The following is a 24,939-nucleotide window of genomic DNA, read 5'->3' on the forward strand; positions in this document are numbered from 1 at the left end:
CGACACGGGGGTGACTCCTGGCGGTGGTAGAGCGGGGGATCGGGGGTGCGCCGCGGCACCGGGATCTGACGGACGGTCAGATCTAGCCGCCGGCCTCGTGGTCGGCGTCGTTCATGATCTGGGACGTGTTCTTCCCGCCCTTGCCGGCGGTGTCGACGGTGTGCTGCACCTTCGCGAACAGCTCGGTGATGGTGGTGGTCGGCTCGTCCACGTTCTCGTGGTACGTCTTGCCGAGCTCGTCGTGGCCGGCCGAGTTCTTGTTGAACTCGTTGATCTCCGTGGTCTTGGCCTGGATCTCCTTGAACAGGTCGGCCAGTTCCGGGTACTTGGCGAACTTGTGGATCAGGTCCGACAGCGCGGTCAGCTTCTCAGCCACGGAACTCCTCCTGCCGGTCGCGCTTGCGGCGCTCCTCGGCGGCGGCCTTGTCGGCGAAGCCGGGGCGCATCTGCCGCAACGGGGTGAAGAGGTCCTCGAGTTCGCTGCCGCCGGTCATCGAGGCGGCCAGGGTCTCGCCCAGGCCCTTGAACCCGGCCATCGTGGTGGCCACCCGGTCGCCGAGGTCGGCCCGTGCGGTGTTCAGCAGGTCGGTGAGCACCTTGCCCAGTTCACCGGGGGCCATCGTGCGGTAGGCGTTGGTGTGGAAGGTCAGCGAGACCACCTGGCCCTGGGCGCCCACCACGGCGGTGACCATCCGGTCCTTGGAGGTCACCGAGGCGGTGGCCGCCTCCAGCTCCTTGGCCGCCGCGGCCATCTTGACCTGCTGTTCCTCCAGCGCGGCCATCGCCTGCTCGATCTGTTCGGCGAAGGACAAGTCCATCCGTCCGCTCCTCCTTCTCCTGCCGAGGGTGCGTCCCGGGCCCGGAGGTGTCGGGCCCGGAACGCACCGGTCCATGGGGTCGTACGGTCCTCTCTACGGCCGCACCCGGCCCGTGGGTTCGACGGCGGCGGGGAACCCCTGCTCAGCGGCCGATGACGCCCGTCACACCGCCCGTGTCGGTGCCCCAGACCTCCTCGTCCTCGGACAGCCAGGTGGTGCGCTGCCGCTCCTTCTCGCCCTGGCCGCCCGCACCCGCGCCGGCACCCGCCCCGGCGCCCATCGGGGGCATCATCGGGCCGCCCATGCCGCCGGTGGTCGGGACGCCCCGGCCCATCAACTGGGACTCCTCGGCCGCGGCCGAGGCCGCGCCCCGTCCGGCGGCGGCCCGGGCCGCGGCGGCCTCCTCGGCGGCCGCTTCCGCCGTCGGCCTGACGCCCATGGCGTCGGCGAGCCGGCCGCCGACGCCGACGCTCGGCGGCCCCGACGCGGCCAGGCCGCCGACGGTCTTGGCCGAGATGCCGCTCTTCCCGGCGAAGGGCTCGCCGAAGAGATCGGTCCCGCCCTTGAGCGAGCCCGCCCCGCCCGAGCCGAAGGAGACGCCCGAGCCGAAGGAGTCGCCGCCGCTGCCCCCGATCGAGCCCGGCAGCCCGATCGATCCGCCGCTGCCCCGGCCGCCGGTGCCGACGCTCCCGGAGCCGCCCGCGTAGGCGTGCTCGGCGTCCGTCAGCAGCTGCTCGAACTGCGAGACGGGGCGGCCGTTGGCGTCGCGGACGGTGCCGTCGGTGTCGATGGTCCGGTCCTTGCCGAGGATCACCGGGTAGCCGTTGGCGTCCTTCAGCAGCGTCCCGTCGGGGCCGGTGACGGTGCCGTCCTCGTTCTTCTTGGAGCCCACCGGCACCTTGAACGGCGCGCTGGAGCCGGTGTTCCCGGTGTTCCCGGAGTTGCCGCCACCGGTCGAGGGCTGGCCGACCACGGTGCCCAGGGGTACGTGCCGGGGCTTGCCGTCCTTGTCGAGGAGCGGCTTGCCGTCCTTGCCGATCAGCTCGCCCTTGCCGTTGACGGTCGTCCCGGCCGGGACGTACATCGGCTTGCCGTCCTTGTCGAGGAGCGGCTTGCCGTCCTTGCCGAGCAGCGGGACCTGGCCGTTGTTGCCGCCGATGCCCCCGATACCGCCGATCCCGCCGCTGCCCTTTCCGCCGGTGCCCTTTCCGCCGGTGCCGTTCCCGCCGCCGATCCCGCCGGGGCCGCCCTTGATGTTGGTCGGCGGCGGCGGTCCGCCGTTGCCGCCGATCCCACCGGGGCCCTTGCCTCCGGCGCCGCCACCGCCGGGATTGTTCGGGTCGGGGGCGCCCTTGGGGGGATCGACCTTGTCCTTGGGGAGGTTCATGGTCGGGTTGCCGAACGGGTGCAGCAGTTCGTTGGCCGCCTGGTAGGCGTCCCACACGAGGTTCCCCGCCGCGCTGGCCGCCTCGTCCAGGACGTCGACCACGTGCTTGGTCCACAGAGCCGTCGCCTGGTTGTTGACGAAGTCGGTGAAGGACTGGACGCCCGAGGCGATGGGGCCGGACTCCTTCGACGAGAGGACGTAACCCGACCCGCTGACGTCCGCCTCGACCTTGGTCGTGTCCAGCACCACCGTGGTGATCTTCTCGACCTCCCGCTGGAAGGCGTCCCGGATGCAGGCGTACGGCCAGGCCCACGAGTTGTTGTGCTCGTCCGACGGAGCACGCGCGATGTCCTCGGCGTAGTCCTTGTAGTTCCAGTTGGACGACTTCGTCTCCCGGGCGGCCACCCCCCGCCAGGGGTTGTAGCCGAGGTTGTACATGTTCTGCTGCGCCAGGAGCAGCTGCTCCCCGGCCTTCTTCAGCTTGTCGGCGATGCTGTTTCCCGCGGCCGGCGGGGTGGCGCCCTTTGCGTCGTCCCGGTAGGAGGCGACGGTCCCGTTGAGGCGGAAGTGCAGCTCCCGGACCTCGTTCTCCAGCCCGATCAGCACCTCCTTGAACCGGCCGGCGGCGCTGCCCTGGAAGTCGCTGCCCGCACCGTCCACCCGGTCCGCGAACGCCTGGATGCGGGGCCGCAGGTCACCGATGGCGGTCTCCACCTTGACGAGTTCGGCCGCGGCCGTCTCCAGGGACTTCGGCGAGGTGTTCTCGTTTCCCGGGCCGCCGTTCCAGATGGACGGCCCGAGGACCTCACCGGGGTCGGTGTGGAAGCGGTGCAGCACGGAGCCGTTCTGGTTCCCCGCCTTGTCGTCCCAGAACGGCCAGTTGAGGGTGATGCCCAGGATGGTGGTGTAGGTGAGGCCGTTCTGCGTGGCGTAGGTCCACTCCGCCCACATGTCGTAGCCGGAGTTGCCGCCGGCGAGGCCGTCCTTCGTCTTGCGGCAGTTGTTGTTGTACTGCGAGTCCGTCACGAGCTGCCGGCCGGTGATCCAGGGCGTGCCGGTGACGTCCGTCCGGTGCACCACGGTGGTGTGCGCCTCCCCCGCGAACGCCTCCAGCATCTGTTCCCAGGTGAAGGTCCTGGCGGGCTTCGGATCGGGCATGGTTCCCTCCGGACGGGACGTGACGGGTCGGTTCGGGCAGGGGGTGCCGTCGGACCGGACGGTGCTCCCGGTCCGACGGCGGGTGGGCGGACGGCGCGGTGCGCCGCGGCGTCAGGCGGCGGGCGGCTTGGGCGGGCCGCCGCCGTTCAGGACGTCACCGATGACGTCCATCATCTGGGCCTCGGTCAGGGCTTCGCCGTTGCCGAGGTGCAGCCGGTCCCGGGCGCGCAGGAGGTCCATCATGATCTTGTCGACCTCGCCCCGGACGAACTCGATGGAGCTGCTGACGCTGCCGGAGAACGCGTTGAAGTTCTCCTTGAGCGTCTTCGCCTGGGGGAACACGTCGCGGCCGGGCTTGATCCCCGCGGCCTTGACGCCCTCCCAGACGCTCTTCTGGCCGTTGACGTCGCCTTCGAGCGTGATGAGTTCGGCGACGAAGCCCTCGAGCCCCTCGACCGTCATCTTGATCTGGTCGGCCATGCGTGGGGCTCCCGCCTCAGTGGATGAACTGCTTGCTCGCGTCCTGGTCGGCCTGGCTCATGATGTGGTGCATGCTGGTGAGCTTGCCGCCGGCGGCGATGATGTCCTGGTTCATCTGCCCCGCGTTGGCCGTCACGGCCATCTTGAACTCCGTGAAGGCGGTGGCGGCGGCGCCCTGGAAGTTGCCGCTCTCCTCCAGGGTCTTCAGCTTCTGCTCCACCTCCCACAGGGCCTCGTCCATCAGGCTGCCCGCCCGGCCCAGTTCGCTCGCCGCCTGGGCGACGGTCTCGTGGTGGAGCTGGATGCTCCCGAAGTTGTCCATCGGCTGGCTCATGTGTCCGCTTCCTTCCCGTCGGTGACGCGCCGTCAGGCGCCGTTCAGCACACCCTCGATGAACCCGTCCGCGGCGTGCAGGCGGGCCTCCTCCTCGGCGTGCGAGATGGTCTGGTCGGCGACCTTGGTGGCCTCCGCGAAGCGCTCGAACGCCCCGATGACCTGGTGGTAGCGCTGCATCCAGTCCTCGACCTTCTGCTGGAAGGTGGAACTGGCCCCGGAGATGTAGCCGGAGGCCAGCTCCTGCTTGATCCGCTCGACCGTGCGGCCGGCCGTGATCATCCCTTCGATCTGCTGCTCGATGTCGGACAGCGCCTTGCGGATCGCCTCGTCCTGTTTGGTCAAGTTCGCTGGCGTGCTCACCGGGGCTCCCTTCTCTGCGCGCGGGGGTCGCGCGTGCTCTGATCGACTCAACGGGACTGTCCGGACCGGTGGTTCAGTCGCAGGACGACGACCCCACTGCGGGCTGGGCGGCCGTCCCGGCGGGCAGGGCGGGGACCGCCCCGGCGGGCAGGGCGGGGACCGCCCCGGCGGGCAGGGCGGGGACCGCCCCGGCGGGCAGGGCGGCCGCTCCGGCCGACAGGGCGGGGACCGTCCCGGCCGTCGGTGCGACGGAGGCCGCGGCCGCGAGGGCCGCCGGGTCGAGGCTGGGCCCGGCGGGCAGCAGGCCGAGCACCGGCGCGGGCACCGCGACGGGGGTGGTGCCCCCGTAGCCGAGCTGCTTGGCCACCGCCGCGGCGGGCAGCGGGTAGCGCACCCCGGCCTCGGTGACCAGGTACTCGGTGCTGCCCGCCCCGGCGCCGGACAGTGCCCGCACCAGGGCCCCGCGGCCCGGCCGGACGGCGATCCGGTCGGCGACGGCGCAGGTGCCCGGGGGCGCGCCCACCGGGGCCGTCGGGGGCCGTCCTGCCTCGGCCTGCGCGGCGGGCAGCATCGTGACCGCGGTCGTCGGCGCGCCGGCGCCGGTGTGCAGGTCGGCGCAGACGCCTTCGCCGCGCAGCGGCAGGACCAGGGCCGGCGGCGTCTCCGGCAGGCCCGGGGCGGGCGGGCCGCCGGGCGCGGTGTGCGCGGCCAGGTCCATCGCGCCGATCGACGCGGGCGTCGGGGCGTCGCTGCCGTACGCCTCCTTCTGGGTGCGCGGGTCGCCGAGCAGCAGCGCGTACAGGGTCGGGCTGAGCGGGGCGAGGCCGTCCTTGGTGAGCAGGTAGTGCGCACCGCCGACGGCCGTGAAGAGCTGGCCGATCCTGGTCGGCTTGCCGCCCAGCACCGGGCCGCCCTCGCCGCGCCGGGCGACGGCGGGCGAGGCCAGGTCCGGGCCGGCGGGCAGCGCGTTCAGCACGCCGGCCGGGACGGGGAAGGGCGTCGCGCCGCCGTAACCGAGCGCCTGCAGCGCCTGGTTGGCGGTGTCCACGCGCAGCCGCTGGCCCTGCCAGAGCAGGTGGACCGAGCCGTCCGGCGGGGAGACCAGGACGCCCTGGGCGGCGGTCAGCGCCCGCCCCTCCGCGGCCGGGTCCATCAGCAGGCCGAGCCGGGGCGCGGGGGCGCCGGTCGGGCCGGGCTGGACGGTGCCGCAGACCAGCCAGGTGCCGCCGCCGAGCTCGCTGGCCGGCGGCAGCCCGTCGGGGGCGCCGACGATCCCGACCGGCCCGCCGCGCGGCACGTCCGCGATCGAGTCCCGGCTCACCTGGCGTACCGTCATCTGGTCGCCGGCCAGGAGTCTGGCACTGGTGTCGTTCAGCACCGGGTGCAACTGCCCGCCGATCGACAGGTAGCGGGCGCCGGTCTCCTCGACCACCACCAGGGTGCCGGGTTTGGCCCAGCCGTCGTTGCCGCCGGGCTTGATCACCCCGTACACCGTGACCCCGAGCCCGATCAGCACCGCCACCGCCAGCCCGGTCATGGTGCCCCGGGTGGTCCGCCCGGTGGGGGTGTCCGGCGCGTCGGGCTCCGCTCGCAGCATGCCCGAGGCCAGCCTGCTCATCACGAACAGGTGCGCCTGCACCTGGTCGCGTCGGGACTGCATCCGGTTCCTCCCCGCCTGTTCGGGCGCACCCGCCGCTCCGGGGGCGGACGGTGCGCGCCCTCTTCGGTGCTACGGACGGCGGGGGCGGTCCGGTTCAGCGGTCGGCGGGCGGCCCGGGTTCAGGCTTCGACGGGAGGCCCGGGGTCCGGGTCCGGCTCCTGGTCCGGGTCCTGGCCCGGTTCCTGGCCCGGGAGGGCGTCCAGCCGGGCCCGGACGGCGTCGGCGTCGCGGTGCTGCAGGTGCTCCAGGATGGCCAGGCCCCGCAGCCAGGAGGCCCGGGCGGCCCCGGTGTCCCCTAGGGCGAGGTGGGTGTCGCCGATGTGGGTGTGGATGTCGGCCTGGAGGAAGTAGTCGCCGACCTCCTGCCGCAGCCGCAGCGACTCCTGGTAGGCGGGGAGGGCCTCCCGGTACTCGCCGAGCTGGTGGTGGATGAACCCGATGCTGTCCCGGATCGACGACTGGGCGGGGAGGTTGCCGGTCTCCCGGGCCAGCTCCAGGGCGTGCCGGCACGCGGCGAGCCCCTCGCGCGGCTCGCCCTGGTGCGTCAGGTACCAGCCGATGCTGTTGAGCGCGAGGGCCTGGCCGTTGCGGTCCTCGATGGTCCGGAACAGTTCCAGGGCCCGGCGGGACTCCGCCACCGCCTCGGCGTTGGCCTGTTCCTCGCCGAGGGCGAGGGCGAGGTCGAGCCGGGTCCTGCCCTGGCGCGGCCGGTCCCCGAGCGCCTCGAACAGGTCGAGGGCCAGGCGCAGTTCGTGCCGGGCCTCGGGCTGGCGGCCCTGGGAGCGGTGCACCTGGCCGAGCCAGCGGCGCGCCTGGGCCTGGCCGCGGAGGTCCCCGGTGCGCTCGGCGGCGGCGAGCGCGGTCTCGCTGGCCCGCTGCCACTGCTGCCACAGGCCCGACTTGAGCAGGTAGGACACCTGCGCGTCGACGAGCTGCCAGGCGTGCCCGTCGAGCCCCTCCCGGTGGGCCAGGTCGACGACCCGTTCGAGCACCGGCTGCTCACCCCGGTACCAGGCGAGCGCCTGCGCCCGGTCGGTGAGCTCCTCGGGCCCGACCCCGGCGGCCGGCTCGGCGAGGGGCAGCGGCTGCCAGGAGGCGTCGTCGGCGTAGGCCAGGCAGCCGGCGCGGTGCGCGGTGTGGAGGTAGTGGTCGAGCACCCGCAGGGTCGCCCCGGCCCGCTCCGGCGCGGGCTCGTCGGCGGCGGCCCGTTCGGCGGCGTAGGCGCGCAGCAGGTCGTGCAGGGTGTAGCGGTCCCGGTCCGTCTCGGCGATCAGGTGGGCCCGGTGCAGGTCCGCCAGCAGCCGGCGGGCCTCGGGCAGCGGCAGGCCCGCGAGGCTCGCGGCCGCGGCCGTGCCGATGTACGGGCCGGGGTGAAGGCCGAGCAGCCGGAACAGCCGGGCGGCGCCGGGGTCCAGGGCGCGGTAGGACCAGGAGAGCACCACCCGGACGTCCGCGTGGTCGTCGCCGGTGGAGAGCAGGTCCAGGCGCGCGCGGGAGTCGCGCAGTTCGCGGGCCCAGACGCCGAGTGGGGTGCCCGGGTGGTCGGCCGCCCGGGCGGCGGCGATGTTCAGGGCCAGCGGCAGCCGGGCGCACAGTTCGATCAGTTCGTCGGTGGCGTCCGGCTGTTCCTCGACGGGCGTGGCGCCCAGGCGGCGGGCGAGCAGTTCCCGGGCCTCGGCGTGGGAGAGCACGTCGAGGGCCAGCGGGACGGCGCCGTCCAGGGCGACCAGTCCGGGCATCCGGTTCCGGCTGGTGACCATGACCAGGCAGGTGTCCGAGCCGGGCAGCAGCGGACGGACCTGTTCCGCCTCGCGGGCGTTGTCGAGGACGATCAGCGTCCGGGTGCCGGCCAGCCGGCTGCGCAGCAGCGCGAGCTGCCCGTCCGGGTCGGCGGGGATGCGCGGGGCCGGGACCCCGAGCGCGTCCAGGAAGCCGCGTGCCACGTCGGCGGCGTCGAGCGGGGCCCTGGCCGGGTCGAAGCCGCGCAGGTTGGCGAAGAGCTGCCCGTCGGGGAAGCGCTCGGCCACCCGGTGGGCGAAGTGCACGGCGAGGGTGGTCTTGCCGACGCCCGCGGTGCCGGCGATGGCCGAGATCACGACCGCGCCGCAGCCGGGGATCCGGTCGCCCAGCAGCTCGTCGAGCGCCTGGAGTTCCCGGGACCGGCCGGTGAAGTGCCGGATGGCCATGGGTAATTGCTGCGGCACGGTCGGCCCGCCCGGCCCGGCCGGGGAGCGCGGGAACGGCGGGGAGTCCGCCGTACAGGACTCCCGGCCACCGAACGGCCGGGCACCGGAGGACCGGGCACCGGCCGACGACCGGGCACCCGCCGGGGCGTCCGCTCCGCCCGGCTCCTCGGCGCCCGCGTCCCGGGCCGCCGCCAGCCACCGGGCCCGGGTGTCCGGGTCGACGCCGAGCGCCTCGGCGAGCCGGACCACCGAGGACATCCGCGGCCGCCGCCCACCGGCCTCCAGTGCGCTGATCGACCGGGCCGAGACGCCCGAGCGACCGGCGAGTTCGTCCTGACTCCACCCCGCCGACAGTCGTCGCTCCCGCAACAGTTCGGCGAACACCGCAGCCCCCACGCATCCCCCCGGTCCCCCGGCCTCGGCATGCGGCCACTCCGCACCGCCACTCCGACGCGGACCGCGAACGAGCGTAGCGGGAGCGGGGCGAAGTGTCAGGACAATGACGGGTCAACGTCAGGTCAACGTCGTGGCGCTGCCGACCGCCCCGCCACGAGGATGAACACCCGACGGACCCGCCCCAGGAGGCGCCCGACGACACCCGCACCATCACGCGGCCCACCCGGGGCGCGTCTTGGGCGGCCGTGATCGCGCCGCGGGCCGCGGTCACGGGGGTGCCGCGGGCCGTGGCGCTCCGGGGAGGGCTCGTCGGCGAGAGGGCTCAACACGGGAGGGCTCGTCGGCGAGAGGGCCTCAGCGCGGCATCGCGGCGAGGGCCGCCCGGGCGACCGTCGCGGCGTCCGCCTCGCAGCGGTCCGCCGGGTGGTCCGTGCCGCCGAGGTCGACCGAGAAGATCAGGTTCCCGTCGCGGACGGCCAGGGAGCAGTTCGCGCCCCTGATCGGCTGGTCCCAGTACGCCTCCTCGCCGATGCCGACGCCGCTCGCGCTCCGCCGGCCGTCCACCAGTGCCCGGAAGTCCTTGTGCTGGACCTGGGTCGCGTTGTCCGCGCTCCCCGCGCTGCGCTGGAGCCTCCAGCGGAGCATCGCGGACGGCTCCTGGTCCTCGTAGGTCAGACCGCCGACGACCGACGTGCCGTACCAGTGGCACACGGTCTCGGCGGTGGAGGACCGCTCGGAGTAGACGTCCTTCTCCGGCTTGCGCTCGGCGGGCGGGAGCGGGAGCTTCCCGGTGATCTCCGCGCAGACCGGCGCCTTGAGGTACTTGTCCGGGACGGCCGGGCCGTCCGGATCGCCCGGATCACGCAGCCACAGGTAGCCGCCGACGCCCGCCGCGGCCACGACCGCGGCGGTCACCAGGACGGCGGCGGTCCGGCGCGACCGCCGGGGCGGGGTGTCGGCGGGTGCCACGGCGTTGGGGGCGGGGGTGGGAAGCCCCCGGTCCAGCGCCGTGGCCAGGGCGGTGCCCCCGGGCGCCGCCAGGTGGTAGGAGGTGGGCTCGCCGCCCCGGGGGCGCGGCGGCACGGCGGCCCGGGGGCCCGCGAGCAGCGCGTCCACCGCCGTCTGCTGCTCGGTGATCAGCCGGTGCACCGCCGCCGGCCACTGCCGGGCCGCCGGGGCGACCGGGCCGAGGAGGTCGAGCAGCCGCGCCGGGGTCGGGCGGGCGGCCGGGTCCTTGGCCAGGCAGGCCGCGAGCAGCGGCCGGGTGGCGGCCGGTACGGCGGTGAGGTCCGGCTCGGTGTGCACCACGTTGTACAGGGTCTGCAGGGTGGAGGCCCCGGCGAAGGGGCTGCGGCCGGTCAGGGCGAGCGCCAGCACCGAGCCGAGCGAGAACACGTCGGCGGCCGGGGTGAGCGCCCGGCCCTCGGCCTGCTCGGGCGACATGTACGCGGGCGAGCCGATCACGCCGCCGGTGTGGGTGAGTTCGGCGTCGTCCTCGGCCGCCCGGGCGATCCCGAAGTCGATGACGCGCACGCCGTCCTCGGCGAGCAGCACGTTCTCCGGCTTGAGGTCCCGGTGGATCAGCCCGGCCCGGTGGATCTCCACCAGCGCCGTGGCCAGTCCGACGGCGAGCCGGTGCACGGCGTCCTCGGGCAGCGGTCCGGCGGCCTCGACGGCGGCGCCGAGCGAGGGCCCGACCACGAACACCGAGGCCAGCCAGGGCGTCGGCGCGTCGACGTCGGCGTCCATCACGGCAGCCGTGTACGCCCCGGACACCCGGCGGGAGGCGCCGGCCTCGCGCCGGAACCTGGCCCGGAAGCCGTCGTCGGCGGCGAACCGGTCGTGCACCCGCTTGACCGCCACCAGCCGCCCGTCCGGCGCGGCGCCCAGCAGCACCCGGCCCATCCCGCCGCGCCCCAGTTCGGCGAGGACCCGGTACGGGCCGACCTCGGCCGGGTCCGAGTCCCGGCGGGGCCTCATCGCGGTCGCCATCACCGCACCGCCGTCGGGGTGGGGGTGGTGTCGGGCACCGATCCGTGGGCGCTGACGTCCTTCGCGACCTTCACGGCGCCCTCGGCGAGGGCCTTGGTCATCTCCTCGCAGCGGCCGCGCGGGTAGGTGGCACCGGTCACGGCGACGAACACGTACAGGTTGACGTCCCGGACGTAGAGCACGCAGTTGTTCAGGTCCAGGTTCTTCTTCGGCAGCCAGAAGGCCTCTTCGGCGAAGGTGATGCCGGTGTCACGCGTCCGGCCGCCCATGTAGAGGCCCTCGTAGTGCTGCTTCGCCCGTTCGGCGCCGGTCTTCCCGCCGGGGATGCTCGGGAAGACGTCCCAGGCGATCTGGATCTTGTCGCCGGAGCGCGTGTTCCAGTCGCAGAACTTCGACGGGTGCTTGCCGTTCTCGTCCGTCATCTGGAAGGTGCCGGGGTTGCCGGCGGGCGGCCCGAAGTCCGCCGGCGCAGTCACCTTGGCGGCGTCCACACAGCTCGGCGCCACGGCCGCGTACGCGTCCTTGACCTGGGAGAGCGGGACGTTGCCCGGGGTCGGGACGGGTTCCGGGTGGAGGTCCACCACGCCGGTGGCGACCAGGCCGCCCGCCACCCCGGCCAGCGCCAGCACGACCGCGCCCGCCACCAGGGCGATCCGCCGGCCGCGGCGCCGGACCGGCCGCGCCTGCGGCTCGGTCGGGCCCAGGCCGGACGCCAGGGGGTCCGCGGACACCGTGGGAAGCGTGGGAGCGGCGGACACCGTGGCGGCCGCGTCCACCGCCGTCGGAACCGGCGGGGCGACCGCCGGGGCAGCCCCCAGCAGCCCGGCGATCTCCGCCGCCTGCGCCGCCAGCAGCCCGTGCACGGCCTCCGGCCACGGCCGCGCCGAGGGCGCGATCAGCCCGACCGCCGCGAGCACCCCCTGCGGGGTCGGCCGGGCGGCCGGATCCTTGGCCAGGCAGGCCGCGAGCAGCGGCCGCAGCCGCTCCGGGACGTCGGCCAGGTCGGGCTCCGCGTGCAGCACGTTGAAGAGGATCCGCGGCAGCGACTCCCCGGTGAACGCCGGCCGCCCCGTACAGGCCACCGCCAGGGTCGCGCCGAGCGAGAACACGTCGCTGGCGGGCGTCAGTTCGCGCCCCTCGACCTGCTCGGGCGACATGTAGCCGGGCGAGCCGATCATCGCCCCGGTGCGGGTGAGCTTGGTGTCCTGGCCCTCCGCCGCCCGCGCGATCCCGAAGTCGATCACCCGGACGCCGTCCTCGGCGAGCAGCACGTTGGAGGGCTTGAGGTCCCGGTGGATCAGCCCCGCCCGGTGCACGTCGACCAGCGCCTGGGCCAGCCCGGCCGCCAGCCGCCGCACCGACTCCTCGGGCAGCGCCCCGGCCGCCCGCAGCGCCTGGTCCAACGCCGGCCCCGGCACGAACTGCGAGGCCAGCCAAGGGGTTTCGGCCTCCGGGTCGGCCGCGATCACCGCCGCCGTGTACCCGCCGGAGACCCGTCGCGAGGCCTCCACCTCACGCCGGAACCGGACCCGGAACCCCTCGTCCTCGGCGAACTCCGCGTGCACCTGCTTGACCGCCGCGGGCCGCCCGTCCGGCGACACCCCCAGCAGCACCCGGCCCATTCCGCCCTGTCCGAGCACCGCCAGTACCCGGAACGGGCCCACCTGCGCCGGCCCGTTCGGCCCCACCGTCTCCACGTCGCCCCTGCCCCCTGCCGCTGCGTGCGAACAGATGATACAGACGGGTGGTTCGGGCTCCCCGGCCTCCTCCGACCACCACCGAACCTCCCGGTGGCCTCCCCGCGGCCTCCCCGCGGCCTCCCCGCCCCGCGCACCGGCGTCAGCGGCCCGCCGGCGGCCCGTCAGCAGCCCGTCAGCGGAGCGTCAACAGCCCGTCAATCCGGGCCCCGGCCCGGGCGGACGGGTGGAAGCTGGACGTCCCTGCAGGTCCGCAGGCCGTCCCGGAGGTGAGCCGCATGTCCGTCAGCGCAGCGTTCCATTCCGTCGTCCCCGACGTCCGCCACCGCAGCCGCGGCCTGCGCACCGCGCTCGCCCGGGTCCTGGACCGACTGTCCGCCAGCCCGCTGGACAGCTCCGTCCTCGGCGCCCTGGGCGCGCCCCGCCCGGCCCGGCCGCACGCCCGCTGGTACCCCGTCACCCGGCCGGACGGCACCACCGCCCTCGAAGCGCGCTGGGAGACCGACCACTGACGGCCCGGCACCGGTGCCGTGCCGGTGCCGGGCGCTCTCGGACGACACGCCGTGCCCGCAGCGGAAACCGTCCGCACACGCCCGGGCCTAGCGTGTGCTGCGGAGCGGCCCACACGCCGCACCGCACCGCACGGACCGTACGAAGCGCACCGAGAGAGAAGGGCCCCATGGCGTTCATCACCGTCGGCCAGGAGAACTCCACCCCCATCGACCTCTACTACGAGGACCACGGCACCGGGCAGCCGGTCGTCCTGATCCACGGTTTCCCGCTGGACGGGCACTCCTGGGAGCGGCAGAGCGCCGTGCTGCTCGACGCCGGCTACCGCGTCATCACCTACGACCGCCGGGGCTTCGGCCAGTCCAGCCAGCCCACCACCGGCTACGACTACGACACCTTCGCCGCCGACCTGAACACCGTCCTGGAGACCCTGGACCTGCGGGACGCGGTGCTGGTCGGCTTCTCGATGGGCACCGGCGAGGTCGCCCGGTACGTGTCCGCCTACGGCTCGGCCCGGATCGCCAAGGTCGCGTTCCTGGCCTCCCTTGAGCCCTGCCTGCTGAAGAGCGACGACAACCCGGACGGGGCCGCGCCGAAGGAGTTCTTCGACGGCATCGTCGCGGCGGTGAAGGCCGACCGCTACGCGTACTACACCGACTTCTACAAGGACTTCTACAACCTGGACGAGAACCTCGGCACCCGGATCAGCGAGGAGGCCGTCCGCAACAGCTGGAACGTCGCGGCGGGCGGCGGCTTCTTCGCCGCCGCGGCCGCGCCGTCCACCTGGTACACCGACTTCCGGGCCGACATCCCGGCCGTCGACGTGCCGGCCCTGATCCTGCACGGAACGGGCGACCGCATCCTGCCCGTCGACAACACCGCCCGGCCGTTCCACAAGGCCCTGCCCGCCGCCGACTACGTGGAGATCGAGGGCGCCCCGCACGGCCTGCTGTGGACCCACGCGGAGGAGGTCAACACGGCGCTCCTCGCCTTCCTGGCCAAGTGAGCCACGTGAGCCAGGTGAGCCGGGGTCAAGCCGGGCATCCGCGCACCGGCTGACCGGCTGACCGGCCGGACGCACCACCGAACGCCGACGGGCCGTCGGGCGCACCGACGCCCGGCGGCCCGTCGCCGCGTCGGCCCGTCGGCGCGTTCCGGGTCTCACACCGCGACGCCGTACCCGGACGGGGCGGCGCCCGGCCCGGGGCGGTCGGCCGAGGGCGACAGCCGTACGGTGCCGGGCGTGAGGCCCGCCCCGGCGTAGGCCTGCCACTCGCGCGGGGAGACCCCGTAGGCGGCCCGGAACGCCCGGCTGAAGTGACTGGCGCTCACGAAGCCCCAGCGGCCCGCGACCGCCGCCACCGTGGCCCGGTCGGCCGTACGGCGGGCCAGGTCGCGGCGGCACAGCTCCAGCCGCCGGTGCTGGATCCAGCGGGCCACCGTGACCCCCTCGAAGCGGAAGAGCTTGTGCAGGTGGCGCACCGACACGTGGTGGGCGGCCGCGATCCGCTCCGGGGAGAGGTCCGGGTCCCCGAGGTGGCGCAGGATGTGGTCCTTCACCCGGGCGAGGGTGGCCAGGGCCGCCTCGGGGGCCTCCGGGACGGACCGGCCGCGGCGTTCGTGGGCGAGCACCGCGAGCAGGTCCAGCGCCGTGGTGGCCAGCCAGGCCGCCTGCTGCGGCGCCATCGTGCCGGCCGAGCGGGAGAGGCAGTCCAGGTACGCGGCGACCAGCCGGGCGGTGCCGCCGGCGGTGTCGAAGACCGTCGTGGTCAGCACCCGCAGGTCCTCCTCGGAGACGCCGACGGCCGAGCGCGGCCAGTGCAGGGCGGTGAAGGCGAACGGGTCGGGCAGTTCCTTGGCGAACGGCCGGCCGGCGTCGGAGACCGCGAAGGTGCCCGGCCGCAGCACGACCCGGTGGCCGTCCTGGGCCAGGCGGGCGGTGCCGCGGTGCTGGAGCGCCAGGGTGAGGTGGTCCTCCCCGCCGCGGGCGATCAGCCCGGCGCTGCGCTCGACCCGCTGCGGCCCGGCCGCCACCCGGCAGACCTGGAGGTCGCCCAGCCGGTGGCTGGTGATCGTCGCGGGGGCGGGCGCGCTGTCGAGCAGGGCCACGTCGAGCGGGATGAAGGTACGGGAGACGGCCTCGTGCCAGTACTCCGCGCGGTCGGCGGGCGGTATCTCGGCGGTGTCGAGGACGACGGGCATCGGTGCTCCTCTGGTGGCTGCCGGCCGGGTGGGGCCGGTCCGGCGCCACGTGATCGGGGACGGGTGGAGAGGTCGGGCGAGAAGGGCGGGGCGGGGGTTCGAAGACGGGCCCTGGGGCCGGGGTCACCAGGACCGGCCGTGCAGCGCCATGTGCACGGTGTCGACGATCTGGATCAGCGCGGCCCGGGCGGTGCCGGTCGGGCAATGTCCGGCGAGCAGCAGGAAGCCGTGCACGGCGCCCTGGTAGCGCGTCGCCACCACCGGTACGCCCGCCGCCCGGAGCCTGGCCGCGTAGGCCTCGCCCTCGTCCCGCAGCACGTCGGCCTCGGCGGTGACGACGAGCGCGGGCGGCAGCCCGGTGAGCTGGTCCAGGGTGGCCCGCAGGGGCGCGGCGGTCGCCTCGGTCCGTTGCCGCGGTTCCGGCAGGTAGTCGTCCCAGAACCGGCGCATGTGGTCGCGGTGCAGGAAGTAGCCGGTCGCGAACCGGCGGTAGGACGGGGTGTCGAAGTCGGCGTCGGTGACCGGGCAGAGCAGCACCTGGTGGACCAGCCGGAGGTCCCCGCGCCGGCGGGCCAGCAGGGTCAGCGCCGCCACCAGGTTGGCCCCGGCGGAGTCGCCGACGGCGGCGATGCGGCCGCCCTCCAGCCCGAGCTCGTGGCCGTACGCGTGGATCCACCGGGCCACGGCGTAGCACTGCTCGACGGCCACCGGGTAGCGGGCCCCGGGCGACCGGGCGTAGTCCACGCAGACCACGGCGGCGTCGGCGCCCAGTGCGAACTCCCGGACCAGCGGTTCGTGCCAGGCGGCCTCGCCGGGCGACCAGCCGAGGCCGGGCAGGAACAGCACCACGGGGGACGGCCGGTGGGCGCCGACCGGTCTGGTGATCCGGACGTGGACCCGTCCGGTCGGTCCGCAGGGCAGGGCGAGCCACTCCGTGGCGGTGCCGTGGGGGTCGTCCGGGTCCTCCAGCTGCTCCTCCCACCCGGCGCCGGGCCCGCCGGGCTCGGGTCCGGCCGCGGGCCCGTCCTCCGCTCCGCCCGGGGCGAGGAAGGAGAGGTCCGGGGGTTCCGTCGCGGACCGGCCGGCCCGGGCGTCCAGGAACTCCTGGAGCGCCCGGTCGAGGACCGGTCGCCGGTCGGGCAGGGGGGTGGGGTCGGACAACGCTTCGCTCCTGGCTTCGGTCGGTGGACGCGCCGGTGCGGGTACCCGGGGCGCCGGTCGGCTGCCCGGCGCGCCTCCGGGGGGCGCCCGGCCGTACTGCGGGGGCGGGGCGCGCCGCCAGCCTGACCCGGCCCGCGTCCGGCGCCCGGCCGCCGGTGCGTCAGCCGGCCGCGCCGGCCGGCGCCTCGCGCCACTCCCGGGGGGAGACGCCGTACGCGGCGCGGAAGGTGCGGCTGAAGTGCGCCGGGTTGACGAAGCCCCACCGCTGGGCGACCGCCGAGACGGTCGGCGCGGTGCTGCCGCGGCGGGCCAGTTCGCGGGCGCACGCCTCCAGCCGGCGCCGGTGGATCAGCCGGCTCACCGTCACCCCCTCGCCCTCGAAGATCCGGTGCAGGTAGCGCACCGAGATGTGGTGGGCGTGCGCGATCCGCTCGGGCGCCAGCTCCGGATCGGCCAGGTGCCGGTCGATGTACTCCCGCACCCGGAGGACCAGGTGGGCGTTGGGGGCGTCGGACTCCCCCGCCGGCCGGGCGCCGGCCAGCTGGGCCACCAGGGTGCCCAGCAGGTCCGCGACGCTGCCCGCCAGCCGGTCGCCGACCGGCGCCGGGTAGGAGTGCGCGGAGGCGGCGAGGACGCCGAGGAACGGCAGGATCACCGGTCCGCAGCCCTCCGTGGGGCCGACGGCCGTCGCCGCCGCCTGCCGCAGGTCCCGTTCCGGCACGCCCAGCAGCCGGCGCGGCAGGTGGAACAGGTGGGTGCGGAACCGCTCCGGGTAGTGGACGGCGTACGGGCGCGCCGTGTCGTACAGCACGAGGCCGCCCGGTGGCACCTCGGCCTGGCGGCCGTCCTGCTCCAGCACGGCCCGGCCCGTCTCCTGCACGCCGACGCCGACCTGCGGTTCGCCGCCCGGGGCCCGTTCGATCAGCGCGGCCGTGCGGGAGACCCGGGCGGCGTCCGCCTCCAGCGTGGAGATCCGCAGGTAGCCGAGCCGGTGGGAGACCAGCAGCCCGTCGAAGGGCTGCCCGGTGAGCGGGCGCACCTCCACCGGGACCACCGCCCGGGACAGCGCCCCGGTCCAGTACGCCGCCTTCTCCTCGTCCGCGACCGACGCCGTCGTCACCCGCTCGTCCATCCGACCTCCCGTCCGCCGTAGCCCTGCGGTCCCAGCGTGGGGTGCGGGCGCGGCGGGGGGTTAGGTCATCTGACTGCCCTTCCGGCCGGGGCGGGCGCGGGCCGCTCCGGTACCGGGCCGGACGGGCGTCGGGGCAGGTCAGGCGGTGTCGAGGGCGTGGGCGATGGCGGCCCGGGAGGTGATGCCGAGCTTCGGGAAGATCTTGTAGAGGTGGGCCGCGACGGTACGGGGCGACAGCTGCAGCTGACGGCCGATCTCCTTGTTGGTGAGACCGGTCGCGGCGAGCCGGGCTATCCGCAGCTCCTGTCCGGTGAGGCCGGACGGCTCCGCGGCCGGGACGCCGGGCGGCGGCGCCACCGGCTCCCCGCGGCCCGCAGCTCCTCCTCGCAGCGCTGGGCCCACGGGTCCGCCCGGAGCCGGCGGAACACGTGGTGGGCGGCGCGCAGCGGCTCCCGGGCGCCGGGCCGGTGGCGGCGGCGCAGCCACGAGCCGTGCGCGAGCCGCAGCCGCGCGAGGTCGAACGCCCACCGTTCGGCGTCCGGGACGGCGTACGCGGCCCGGTAGGCGGCCTCGGCCTCCTCGGCCTCGGCGGCCAGCGCGGTGGCCGCCGCGCACAGGAAGGCGTGGCGGGCGGAGATCTCCGCGGAGCGGGCGGCCCGGCCGGCCGCGAGGTGGGCCCGGGCCTCCTCGTGCCGGCCGGTGTGCACGGCGGCGGTGACCAGGTCGAGGACGAGCGCGTGGCGCCAGGGCGGGCCGCCGGGCGGCCGGCCGGGCGGGGTGAGCTCGCAGAAGTGCGCGTACGCCTCCTCGTGCCGCCCGTGGGCGAGCGCGGCCAGTCCGCGCAGGTGGGTCAGCCGGTCGAGGACGTAGCGCAGCCGCCCCCGGGTCGCGGTCGGCCGGATGGCCCGGTCGATCTCGCGCAGCCCCTCCTCGTCGCCGCGCCCGGCCAGGAAGTGGGCGTAGTACTGGCGGAACATCAGGGCGTTGGTGTGGTAGCCGAGCTCCTCGGCGATCTCGGCCTCGCGCAGGCAGACGGCGGCCCGGTCCCAGTCGCCGAGCAGGAAGTCCTGGTGGCACTTGGCCTTGGCGACCGAGCCCTGGGTGGCGTAGCCGTGCAGTCCGGTGAAGCGCTGCCACAGGTCGCCCTCGGGGCAGTCCAGCGCCGAGGCGGTCCACAGCAGCAGCCAGGCGGCGCCGGCCTCCTGCTCCTGCGTCATTCCCTCGGCGACGGCGCGCAGGGTGACGGCCGCGTCCGGGCCCGGGTCGGTCCAGGCCCGCAGGCAGAGCCGGCCCGCCTCCGAGACCTCGTCCCGGTGCCGTTCCAGGGCCCGCCAGGCCCACGGGTCGTCCGTGTACGTGGCGGCCAGCAGGAGCTTGAAGTAGACCTGTTCGGTCAGCCCGCCGAAGGTGTCGGCGCCGGGGGCGGTGAGCGCGTCGAGGGCCGCCGGCAGCAGGGCGGCGGAGGACTCGAAGTCGACGTGGTGGCTCTGGTCGGCGTAGACGACGGCGTACGCGAACAGCGGGGCGACGTCCGGCGGCACGGTGTCGCTCTTCAGCTCCTCCACCAGGGCGGCGGTGTGGCGCAGCTGCCCGCCGCGGGCCGACATCACGGCGGCCCAGGTGAGCCTGCGGACGCGGTCGCAGGAGCTGGGGCTGAGGACGGCGGCGCGTTCGAGCAGCAGCGCGCCCTCCGCGTCGCCGCCGCGGCGGGCGAGGTCGCGGCCGGCCTCCTGGAGCCGGTGCGCGAGGTCCTCGTCGGGCAGCAGCGCGGCGGAGGCCTCGTGGGTGAGCCGCCGGGGGTCGTCGGGCGCGAAGGCCTCGGACAGGGTGCGGTGCGCCGCGCGGCGTTCGGTGTCGGAGGCCGCCGTGACGACGGCGGTGCGCACCAGGGGGTGGCGGAACACCAGGCGCCCGGCCGGGTCCACCCGGGCCAGCCCTTCCGCCTCGATCCGGGCCAGGGTCTCCTCGCCCGCCTCGCGGTCCACGACGGCGCGCAGCCAGCCGCCGCTGCTGGAGTCCGGGCAGCCGGCCAGGGCGCCGAGCAGCAGGAAGCGGCCGACCTCCGGAGTCACCTCGCCGAGCCGGTCGGCGAACATCCGCTCCAGCTTCCGGCCCAGCGGCAGCCGTTCGGGCAGCGGGGCGGTGCCGCGCCGCTGGGCGGTGGCGAGCTGGCGGGGCAGTTCCACCAGGGCCAGCGGGTTGCCGGCCGCCTCCGCGAGGACCCGGTCCCGGGCGGGTGCGGCGAGTTCGGGGTAGCAGGCGCCGAGCAGCAGGGCCGCGTCGGGCCCGGGCAGGGCCCGCACCTCGACGGCCTCGGCCGACCAGGTCTGCGCGGCCGGCCCGTCCGGGCGGGAGGCGCCGACGATCACCATCGGCAGGTCGGCGCTGCGCCGGTGGAGGAAGGCGAAGACGGTCGCGCTCGACGAGTCGATCCAGTGCAGGTCGTCCAGGAGCAGCAGGACGGGGGCGGTCCGCACCGCCTCCTCTAGCAGGGCGAGGGCGGCGGCGCCGACCGCGAAGCCGCTCGGTGTTCCGGAGCGGACGCCGAGCGCGCTCTCCAGGGCCGCCCGCTGGTGGGCGGAGAGCGCCTCGGAGTGCTGGAGCAGTGGCCAGAACACCTGGTGGAGGGCGCCGAAGGCGAGGTCCGTCTCGGCTTCGGTGCCGACGGCCCGCAGCACGGTGAACCCGCGGCCGCGGGCGGCGCGCTCGACCCAGGCCAGCAGGGTGCTCTTGCCGACGCCGGCCTCGCCGCGCAGCAGCACCGTGGACCCGCTGGCGCCGTCCTCGGCCTGCACGAGGGCCGCGGTGAGCAGTTCCGTCTCCCGCTGCCGTCCGACCACGGCCGGGACCCGGCTGTCGTGCACCACTGCGCTGTTCCCCTCGGGTCGACCGGACGGTCCGCCCGCCCCGGGGACCCAAGGCTAACGCCCGTCAGGACCTGCCCTCACCACGCTGGGTGTGGCTCCGACCACATGCGGCGACCCGGCTCGGCGCGGCCGCCCGGACGCCACCGCCCGACAGAACGTGTTCAGACAACTCAAGGCGTTCGTCCGCCGTACAGCGGGCAGTCATGAGTGGTCCGCCGGAAGGTACCCCGCAGGCGCTGTCCTTGGGGCACCGTCCTCCACCCCGTGACACCCAGAGGTCTCCCACCCATGGCAGAGCTGAACCGTCGTCGTTTCCTCCAGCTCGCGGGCGCCACCGCCGCGTTCACCACGCTCTCGGAGAGCATCGCGCGGGCCGCCGCGATCGCCCCGCAGGGCGCCACCGGCACCCTCCAGGACGTCGAGCACATCGTCGTCCTGATGCAGGAGAACCGTTCCTTCGACCACTACTTCGGCGCCATGAAGGGCGTCCGCGGCTTCGGTGACCCCCGCCCGGTCACCCTGCCGAGCGGCAAGTCGGTGTGGCACCAGACGGACAGCGCCAAGAAGGAGGTGCTGCCGTTCCGCCCCCAGGCCAACGACCTGGGCATGCAGTTCGTCCAGGACCTCAACCACGACTGGGCCGGCGGCCACAAGGCCTTCAACAACGGCAAGTACGACCAGTGGGTGCCCGCCAAGACGGCCACCACCATGGCCTACCTGACCCGCCAGGACATCCCGTTCCACTACGCGCTCGCCGACGCCTTCACCCTCTGCGACGCCTACCACTGCTCGTTCATCGGCTCCACCGACCCCAACCGCTACTACATGTGGACCGGCTTCACCGGCAACGACGGCACCGGCGGCGGCCCCGTCCTCGGCAACCAGGAGGCCGGGTACGGCTGGACGACCTACCCCGAGCGGCTGGAGAAGGCCGGGGTCTCCTGGAAGATCTACCAGGACATCGGCGACGGCCTGGACGCGGCCGGCTCCTGGGGCTGGATAGGCGACGCCTACCGCGGCAACTACGGCGACAACTCGCTGCTCTACTTCAACAACTACCGCAACGCCAAGCCCGGCGACCCGCTCTACGACAAGGCCCGCACCGGCACGAACGCCAAGGCCGGCGACGGCCTGTTCGACGGCCTGCGCCGCGACGTCCAGGCCGGCACCCTGCCGCAGATCTCCTGGATCGCCGCCCCCGAGGCCTTCACCGAGCACCCCAACTGGCCCGCCAACTACGGCGCCTGGTACGTCTCGCAGGTCCTGGACGCGCTCACCTCCAACCCCGACGTGTGGGCCCGCACCGCGCTGTTCATCACCTACGACGAGAACGACGGCTTCTTCGACCACGTCGTGCCGCCGTTCCCGCCCTCCTCCGCCTCCCAGGGCCTGTCCACCGTCGCCACCACGGCCGACCACTTCGCCGGGAACGCCTCCAACGCGGCCGGCCCCTACGGCCTCGGCCAGCGGGTGCCGATGCTGGTCGTCTCGCCCTGGAGCACCGGCGGCTACACCTGCTCGGAGACCTTCGACCACACCTCGATCATCCGCTTCATGGAGCGGCGCTTCGGCGTGCTGGAGACCAACATCTCGCCGTGGCGGCGCGCCGTCTGCGGCGACCTGACCTCCGCCTTCGACTTCACCGCCTCCAACCCCGCCCCGGCCTCGCTGCCCTCCACCGCCGGCTACCTCCCGCCGGACCGCAACCGGCACCCCGACTACGTGCCCACCCCGCCCGCCACCGGCACCATGCCCAAGCAGGAGCCGGGCGCCAAGCCCACCCGCCCGCTCAAGTACGCCCCGTACACGGACGGCGCGGCCGACACCGCCGCCGGCAAGTACCGGCTCACCTTCAGCGGCGGCGCGGCGGCCGGCGGCCAGTTCCTGGTGACCTCCGCCAACCGCACCGACGGCCCGTGGACGTACACGGCCGAGGCGGGCAAGTCGATCTCCGACACCTGGAACACCACCTACTCCAAGGGCGTCACCGACCTCACCGTGCACGGCCCCAACGGCTTCCTGCGCCGCTTCCGCAACCCCGGCAAGACAGCCGGCCCCGAGGTCACCGCGCGCCACAACCCGACCACCGGCAACCTCGACCTCACCCTCAGCAACGCGGGCACCGCGGACGCCGTCCTCACCGTCACCAACGCCTACGGCGGCGCCCCGCAGACCGTCACCGTCCGCCGGGGCGCGACGGTCACGTGCACCGTCGACCTGAGCGGCTGCCGCCGCTGGTACGACGTCAGCGTCACCTCCACGGCGACGGCCGACTTCGTCCGCCGCCTGGCCGGGCACGTCGAGACCGGCGCCCCGGGCCTGTCGGACCCGGGCCTCCTCACCTACTGACGCCGCCCGCCCCGGCACCGGCGGCACCGACACCGGCGACCCGCCCCTGGCCCCCTCACCGGCCCGGGGCGGGTCGCCGGGCCGCCCGCGGCGCCGGCCCGCCTCCCGCCATTCGGCCCAGCGCCCGTCGCGCGGTGCCCGGCCCGGCCGGGCGGGGTGCCTATCGTGGGCGGATGACCGACCGTCGGACCGCCCGGCCGACCACGGGCCGCTTCCACTACCTGGTGGCCGCCGCCGCCTTCGCCGTCTGCATGGCCGGCACCACCCTGCCCACGCCGCTCTACGGGCTCTACCAGGACGAGATCGGCTTCTCCGAGCTGACCGTGACGGTCGTCTTCGCCGTCTACGCCCTCGGCGTCATCGGCGTCCTGCTGCTCGTCGGCAACGTCTCCGACACCGTCGGGCGCCGGCCCGTGCTGCTCTGCGGGCTGGGCTTCGCCGCGTGCAGCGCCGGCGTCTTCCTCGCCGCGGACGACGTGCCGCTGCTCCTGATCGGCCGGCTGCTCTCCGGCTTCTCGGCGGGCCTGTTCACCGGCACCGGCACCGCGTACGTGCTGGAGCTCGCCCCGCCCGGGCGGCGGGCCCGGGCGGGCTTCGTCGCGACCGCCGCCAACATGGGCGGGCTCGGCTGCGGGACCCTGCTGTCCGGCGTGCTCGCCGAGTACGCCCCCGACCCGCTGGTGCTGCCGTTCGTGGTGCACCTGGTGCTGGTCGCCGGGTCCTTCGCCCTCACCCTGCGCCTGCCCGAGACGGTCGCCGGGGCCCGCCCGCTGCGCACCGCGCGGCCCGACCGGCCGTCGCTGCCGCCGGAGGTCCGCCGGGTGTTCGTCCCGGCCGGGATCGCCGCGTTCGCGGGCTTCTCCCTGCTGGGCGTCTTCACCTCGGTCAGCCCCGCGTTCCTCGGCACCGACCTGGGCGTCCACAACCACGCGGTGGTCGGCCTGATCGTCTTCACGGCGTTCTTCGCCTCCACCCTGGGCCAGCTGCTGGTGCCCCGGCTGGGCACCGCGCGGGCGATCCCGCTGGGCTGCCTGGTGCTGATCGCCGGACTGGCCCTGCTGGCCGTCTCGCTCGCCTGGACGGTCCTCGCGCCGCTGGTGCTCAGCGCCCTGGTGGGCGGCGCGGGCCAGGGCATGGCGCTGCGCGGCGCGGTCGGCGAGGTCGCCGCCGCGAGCCCGGCCGAGCACCGCGGCGGCGCCCTCTCGGCGCTGTTCGTGGTCGCCTACTTCGGCATCTCCGTCCCGGTGATCGGGGTGGGCCTGCTGACCGGTCCGGTCGGCCTGGCCCACGCCGGCCTGGTCTTCGCCGCCTGCATGGCCGTCCTGGCCGCCGCCTCCGGCGCGTACCTGCTGCGCCTGGCCCGGGCCGGGGCCGCCGGGGCCTGAGACCTGGGGCCGTGTTGCGCCGAACGGTGCTTGCCGCCGGGGCCCGGGACCGATAGACACGGTCCCGGCACTGTGAGTGACGACGCGTGACAGCTGGAGGTCTCCGCGATGAGCGTGACGAATCGGTACCGGGACGCCTGGGAGGGGTTCTGGCGGGACGCGCCGGAGGAGCCGGGCGGGGTGATCTGGGACGCGTCGCCCGCCCTGACGGCGGAGCGCCACCTCGCGCTGTTCGACCCCCACCTGGCCGACCCGGAGCTGCCCGTCGTCGACCTGGGCTGCGGCAACGGCACCCAGACCGGCTTCCTGGCCGAGCGGTTCGCCCGGGTCCTCGGCGTCGACCTGTCCGCCGCCGCGCTCGACAAGGCCAGGCGCCGGGATCCCGCCGGGCGGGCCGAGTTCGCCCCGCTGGACGCCACCGACGCGGAGGCCGTCCGGGCGCTCCACGACCGCATCGGCGACGCCAACGTCTACCTGCGCGGGGTGATCCACCAGAGCGAGCCGGCCGACCGCCGCCCGGTCGCCGAGGCCGTCGCCGCCCTGGTCGGCGGGAGCGGCCGGGCCTTCGTGGTCGAGCTCCGCGCGGCCGCGAAGCAGGTCCTGTCGGACCTCGCCCAGGGGCCCGCCGGGCCGCCGCCGAAGCTGCGCCCGGTCTTCGCCCACGGCCTCGCCCCCGGCGAGGTCGCCGACGAGGCCTTCGCCGAGCTCTTCCGGGCGGCGGGCCTCACCGTCCTCGCCTCCGGGGACCTTCCGCTGGCCACCACCGAGTCCGCCCCCGACGGCCGGCGGATCGACCTCCCGGCCCAGTGGCTCGTCGTGGGCGCGCGTCCGGCCCGCCCCTGATCCCGGGGCGGGCCGGGCCA

General features: G+C 75.2%; 20 protein-coding genes. 5 read left to right on the plus strand and 15 right to left on the minus strand.

Features of this window, described 5'->3' with window-relative positions; genetic code table 11:
• Nucleotides 1–82: 82 nt before the first annotated feature.
• From ACYP53_RS32785 to ACYP53_RS32830, 10 genes are all read right to left on the minus strand, one after another.
• Nucleotides 83–376, minus strand: a complete 294-nt coding sequence (locus tag ACYP53_RS32785) for a hypothetical protein (RefSeq protein ID WP_189919675.1) — start codon at nucleotides 374–376, stop codon at nucleotides 83–85.
• Nucleotides 369–818: a YbaB/EbfC family nucleoid-associated protein gene (locus ACYP53_RS32790; RefSeq protein ID WP_189919673.1), complete on the minus strand. Its 450-nt coding sequence runs from the start codon at nucleotides 816–818 to the stop codon at nucleotides 369–371. The genes ACYP53_RS32785 and ACYP53_RS32790 overlap by 8 nt, the downstream gene beginning before the upstream one ends.
• 142 nt (nucleotides 819–960) lie before the next feature.
• The gene (locus tag ACYP53_RS32795) at nucleotides 961–3,363 is read right to left on the minus strand and encodes a hypothetical protein (protein ID WP_459650109.1); all 2,403 of its coding nucleotides are present in this window, start codon (nucleotides 3,361–3,363) and stop codon (nucleotides 961–963) included.
• Between the two features lie 111 nt (nucleotides 3,364–3,474).
• Nucleotides 3,475–3,843, minus strand: coding sequence for a hypothetical protein (locus tag ACYP53_RS32800; protein WP_459650110.1), 369 nt, complete (start codon nucleotides 3,841–3,843; stop codon nucleotides 3,475–3,477).
• Nucleotides 3,844–3,859: 16 nt separating this feature from the next.
• Nucleotides 3,860–4,177 (minus strand): WXG100 family type VII secretion target, encoded by a 318-nt coding sequence (locus tag ACYP53_RS32805; RefSeq protein WP_459650111.1) that lies wholly within the window; start codon nucleotides 4,175–4,177, stop codon nucleotides 3,860–3,862.
• Nucleotides 4,178–4,209: 32 nt separating this feature from the next.
• Nucleotides 4,210–4,539, minus strand: coding sequence for a hypothetical protein (locus ACYP53_RS32810; protein WP_189919659.1), 330 nt, complete (start codon nucleotides 4,537–4,539; stop codon nucleotides 4,210–4,212).
• Nucleotides 4,540–4,612: 73 nt separating this feature from the next.
• Nucleotides 4,613–6,199: a type VII secretion protein EccB gene (gene eccB, locus ACYP53_RS32815; RefSeq protein WP_459650112.1), complete on the minus strand. Its 1,587-nt coding sequence runs from the start codon at nucleotides 6,197–6,199 to the stop codon at nucleotides 4,613–4,615.
• A 119-nt stretch (nucleotides 6,200–6,318) separates the two neighbouring features.
• Nucleotides 6,319–8,781 (minus strand): ATP-binding protein, encoded by a 2,463-nt coding sequence (locus ACYP53_RS32820; RefSeq protein ID WP_459650113.1) that lies wholly within the window; start codon nucleotides 8,779–8,781, stop codon nucleotides 6,319–6,321.
• 354 nt (nucleotides 8,782–9,135) lie between these two features.
• Entirely contained in the window at nucleotides 9,136–10,773 is a 1,638-nt protein-coding gene (locus ACYP53_RS32825) for a protein kinase domain-containing protein (protein ID WP_459650114.1), read from the minus strand.
• Nucleotides 10,773–12,470, minus strand: a complete 1,698-nt coding sequence (locus ACYP53_RS32830; protein WP_459650115.1) for a serine/threonine-protein kinase — start codon at nucleotides 12,468–12,470, stop codon at nucleotides 10,773–10,775. Before ACYP53_RS32830 ends, ACYP53_RS32825 begins: the two co-directional genes overlap by 1 nt.
• A gap of 278 nt (nucleotides 12,471–12,748) precedes the next feature.
• Here ACYP53_RS32830 and ACYP53_RS32835 point away from each other — a divergent pair, with 278 nt between their 5' ends.
• Together ACYP53_RS32835 and ACYP53_RS32840 are read left to right on the plus strand one after the other, a co-directional pair.
• Nucleotides 12,749–12,982: a hypothetical protein gene (locus ACYP53_RS32835; RefSeq protein ID WP_189919652.1), complete on the plus strand. Its 234-nt coding sequence runs from the start codon at nucleotides 12,749–12,751 to the stop codon at nucleotides 12,980–12,982.
• Nucleotides 12,983–13,149: 167 nt separating this feature from the next.
• Nucleotides 13,150–13,986, plus strand: coding sequence for an alpha/beta fold hydrolase (locus ACYP53_RS32840; RefSeq protein WP_459650116.1), 837 nt, complete (start codon nucleotides 13,150–13,152; stop codon nucleotides 13,984–13,986).
• Between the two features lie 155 nt (nucleotides 13,987–14,141).
• Here ACYP53_RS32840 and ACYP53_RS32845 read toward each other — a convergent pair whose 3' ends face one another.
• The 5 genes from ACYP53_RS32845 to ACYP53_RS32865 all read right to left on the minus strand — a co-directional run bounded on the left by ACYP53_RS32845 (nucleotide 14,142) and on the right by ACYP53_RS32865 (nucleotide 20,342).
• The gene (locus ACYP53_RS32845; RefSeq protein WP_459650117.1) at nucleotides 14,142–15,182 is read right to left on the minus strand and encodes an AraC-like ligand-binding domain-containing protein; all 1,041 of its coding nucleotides are present in this window, start codon (nucleotides 15,180–15,182) and stop codon (nucleotides 14,142–14,144) included.
• Between the two features lie 123 nt (nucleotides 15,183–15,305).
• Nucleotides 15,306–16,343, minus strand: coding sequence for an alpha/beta hydrolase (locus ACYP53_RS32850; protein ID WP_459650118.1), 1,038 nt, complete (start codon nucleotides 16,341–16,343; stop codon nucleotides 15,306–15,308).
• Nucleotides 16,344–16,503: 160 nt separating this feature from the next.
• Nucleotides 16,504–17,475 (minus strand): AraC-like ligand-binding domain-containing protein, encoded by a 972-nt coding sequence (locus tag ACYP53_RS32855; RefSeq protein ID WP_459650119.1) that lies wholly within the window; start codon nucleotides 17,473–17,475, stop codon nucleotides 16,504–16,506.
• Between the two features lie 138 nt (nucleotides 17,476–17,613).
• Nucleotides 17,614–17,832, minus strand: a complete 219-nt coding sequence (locus ACYP53_RS32860) for a helix-turn-helix domain-containing protein (protein WP_459650120.1) — start codon at nucleotides 17,830–17,832, stop codon at nucleotides 17,614–17,616.
• Nucleotides 17,766–20,342: a BREX system ATP-binding domain-containing protein gene (locus tag ACYP53_RS32865; RefSeq protein WP_459650121.1), complete on the minus strand. Its 2,577-nt coding sequence runs from the start codon at nucleotides 20,340–20,342 to the stop codon at nucleotides 17,766–17,768. Before ACYP53_RS32865 ends, ACYP53_RS32860 begins: the two co-directional genes overlap by 67 nt.
• Nucleotides 20,343–20,630: 288 nt before the next feature.
• Between ACYP53_RS32865 and ACYP53_RS32870 the strand changes: the two genes are divergently transcribed.
• The 3 genes from ACYP53_RS32870 (at nucleotide 20,631) to ACYP53_RS32880 (ending at nucleotide 24,919) form a co-directional block, all read left to right on the plus strand.
• A complete protein-coding gene (locus ACYP53_RS32870; RefSeq protein ID WP_459650122.1) occupies nucleotides 20,631–22,691 on the plus strand; it encodes a phosphocholine-specific phospholipase C in 2,061 nt (686 codons plus the stop codon).
• A 173-nt stretch (nucleotides 22,692–22,864) separates the two neighbouring features.
• The gene (locus ACYP53_RS32875; RefSeq protein WP_459650123.1) at nucleotides 22,865–24,076 is read left to right on the plus strand and encodes an MFS transporter; all 1,212 of its coding nucleotides are present in this window, start codon (nucleotides 22,865–22,867) and stop codon (nucleotides 24,074–24,076) included.
• A gap of 108 nt (nucleotides 24,077–24,184) precedes the next feature.
• The gene (locus ACYP53_RS32880; protein ID WP_189919637.1) at nucleotides 24,185–24,919 is read left to right on the plus strand and encodes a class I SAM-dependent methyltransferase; all 735 of its coding nucleotides are present in this window, start codon (nucleotides 24,185–24,187) and stop codon (nucleotides 24,917–24,919) included.
• Nucleotides 24,920–24,939: the final 20 nt, after the last annotated feature.

Source organism: Kitasatospora sp. Ki12 (assembly GCF_054601375.1).

Coding starts and splice junctions, on each gene's coding strand:
- ACYP53_RS32790 (WP_189919673.1), bottom strand. CDS start 818: ATGGACTTGTCCTTCGCCGAACAGATCGAGCAGGCGATGGCCGCGCTG.
- ACYP53_RS32795 (WP_459650109.1), bottom strand. CDS start 3,363: ATGCCCGATCCGAAGCCCGCCAGGACCTTCACCTGGGAACAGATGCTG.
- ACYP53_RS32800 (WP_459650110.1), bottom strand. CDS start 3,843: ATGGCCGACCAGATCAAGATGACGGTCGAGGGGCTCGAGGGCTTCGTC.
- ACYP53_RS32805 (WP_459650111.1), bottom strand. CDS start 4,177: ATGAGCCAGCCGATGGACAACTTCGGGAGCATCCAGCTCCACCACGAG.
- eccB (WP_459650112.1), bottom strand. CDS start 6,199: ATGCAGTCCCGACGCGACCAGGTGCAGGCGCACCTGTTCGTGATGAGC.
- ACYP53_RS32825 (WP_459650114.1), bottom strand. CDS start 10,773: ATGGCGACCGCGATGAGGCCCCGCCGGGACTCGGACCCGGCCGAGGTC.
- ACYP53_RS32835 (WP_189919652.1), top strand. CDS start 12,749: ATGTCCGTCAGCGCAGCGTTCCATTCCGTCGTCCCCGACGTCCGCCAC.
- ACYP53_RS32840 (WP_459650116.1), top strand. CDS start 13,150: ATGGCGTTCATCACCGTCGGCCAGGAGAACTCCACCCCCATCGACCTC.
- ACYP53_RS32845 (WP_459650117.1), bottom strand. CDS start 15,182: ATGCCCGTCGTCCTCGACACCGCCGAGATACCGCCCGCCGACCGCGCG.
- ACYP53_RS32855 (WP_459650119.1), bottom strand. CDS start 17,475: ATGGACGAGCGGGTGACGACGGCGTCGGTCGCGGACGAGGAGAAGGCG.
- ACYP53_RS32870 (WP_459650122.1), top strand. CDS start 20,631: ATGGCAGAGCTGAACCGTCGTCGTTTCCTCCAGCTCGCGGGCGCCACC.
- ACYP53_RS32875 (WP_459650123.1), top strand. CDS start 22,865: ATGACCGACCGTCGGACCGCCCGGCCGACCACGGGCCGCTTCCACTAC.
- ACYP53_RS32880 (WP_189919637.1), top strand. CDS start 24,185: ATGAGCGTGACGAATCGGTACCGGGACGCCTGGGAGGGGTTCTGGCGG.